4 protein-coding genes are annotated in these 1,630 nt (G+C 68.7%); all 4 read right to left on the bottom strand.

What is annotated here, in order from left to right; all coding sequences use genetic code 11:
* Positions 1-569: IS3 family transposase (locus BN12_RS22995; protein WP_235432361.1), on the bottom strand; the 569-nt coding region annotated here is incomplete at its 3' end.
* Positions 566-877 (bottom strand): transposase, encoded by a 312-nt coding sequence (locus tag BN12_RS22990; RefSeq protein WP_048554510.1) that lies wholly within the window; start codon positions 875-877, stop codon positions 566-568. The genes BN12_RS22995 and BN12_RS22990, both read right to left, overlap by 4 nt.
* 84 nt (positions 878-961) lie before the next feature.
* A complete protein-coding gene (locus tag BN12_RS23540) occupies positions 962-1,357 on the bottom strand; it encodes a glycosyltransferase (protein WP_053080180.1) in 396 nt (131 codons plus the stop codon).
* Positions 1,358-1,374: 17 nt separating this feature from the next.
* The coding region (locus tag BN12_RS22980) for a transposase family protein (protein ID WP_048550846.1) at positions 1,375-1,630 on the bottom strand (256 nt) is incomplete at its 5' end.

The raw sequence follows: 1,630 nt of genomic DNA, 5'->3' as shown, positions 1-1,630 counted from the left end.
CCGCTGGTGTCGCCGTCGCGGAAGGTGACCGCGCGGCGCAGCGCGGTCTCGACCAGGTCGGTGTGCAGGGTGTCGGCGAAGGCGTACCCGATGACGCGGCGGGAGCAGCCGTCGCGGACCGCGGCCAGGTACAGCCAGCCCTGCCCCGTGGCCAGGTAGGTGATGTCGGAGGTCCACACCACGTTCAGAGCCTCCTGGTCGAAGCGGCGGCCGACCAGGTCGGGGATGGCGTGCGGGTTGGCGTCCGCCAGGGTGGTGACCGGCCGCCACGGGCGCGGGCTGATCCCACGAATGTCGTTCTCCCGCATCAACCTCGCGACCGTCTTGACCGAGACGACCTCACCGGCCTCGCGCAGGTCCGCGGTGATCCGGGGCGCCCCGTTCACCGCGTCGGAGGCGTCGTGGGCGACCTTGATCTTGCCCAGCAGGTCAGCCCGGCGCGCCTGCCGAGGACCGGGCGCCGCGTCCCGTCGGGCCGCCCACGCGTAGTAGCCGGACCGGGACACCCCCAGCAGCTCGGCCATCCGCCCGATGGTATGCCTCGTGGCGGCCTTCTCCCCCTCGATCACCGCGAACGCCCGCTCGGGCTCGAGGTCTCCGTGGCGAAGAAGGCCGCTGCTTTTTTCAGGAACTCCCGGTCCATCCGCAACTCGGCGTTCTCCCCGCGCAGCCGCTCCAGCTCGGCCCGCTCATCGACGTCCAGCGCCGCCGGCGGGTCCACCATCCGCGACCGCTCGATCGCGACCCACCGCCCCAGCAGCTGCTCCCCGACCCCGATCTCCCGCGCCACCTGCGCGATCGTCCGACCGGTGTCGATAACCAGACGCGCAGCCTCCTGCCGGTACTTGGGGGTGTAACTCTTCCTCTTGGCACCCATCAGGGCATCCTCTCCTGCCAGGCCCAAGGCCCAGCCGGTCAGGATGTCCACGAAACCGGGTCAACCTCACACGTGGATCAGGGCTCATACAGGGTCGGGAGATGGTGTTTCCCGATCGAGTCGTCCTCGGGTCCTCATGAACTCCGTCAGGACGTTCGCGTCCTCGAGGTCGATATCGTCGCCGACGATGGCGGGGGAAGGGGGCGCGAGCTCCGGCATGGCAGGCCCGCGCACCAGCCCAAGCACCGCGTCGAACGCGCAGACATATCTGTGCGCTTGGGGGCGCCAGTCAAGGATCGTCTCGACGCGGTGGCGCGCTTTCATGCCCAAGTCCACCCTGAGCTCCGGGTCGTCCAGGAGCAGTTCGATGGCATCGACAAAACCGTTCAGGTCACCGTCCGCGACGAAGAGGGCCGAGTCTCCGGCCGAGACTCGGGTCTCGGCGAGGTCGAAGCTGACCGACGGCAGCCCATATGCCATGTATTGAGGTTTTCTCATCAGCGTCCGCGGTGCATGGTGAGGATGACGAGGGCGGCGGCGGTGATGTGGCCGATGCGCCATGGGCACAGTGTGATGCGTCGTAAGGCGTTGAAGCCGGATTTGAACAGGGCGTTGGCGCGTTCGGCCGGTGCCCGTAGGGCGGTGATGAGCAGGTTGCTGGCCTTGTTCTCGGGGGACAGGTTGGCGCCCTTGAGCGGGACGTGGATGCCGATCCCGGCGCCGGTGTAGCCCTTGTCGGTCAGCGTCGGCAGG

This window comes from Nostocoides japonicum T1-X7 (genome assembly GCF_001046855.1).
In the GTDB taxonomy this organism is placed as follows: Bacteria; Actinomycetota; Actinomycetes; order Actinomycetales; family Dermatophilaceae; genus Nostocoides; species Nostocoides japonicum.
Note: the sequence above shows the minus strand (reverse complement) of the source record. Positions and strands in the feature narration are given on the sequence as shown.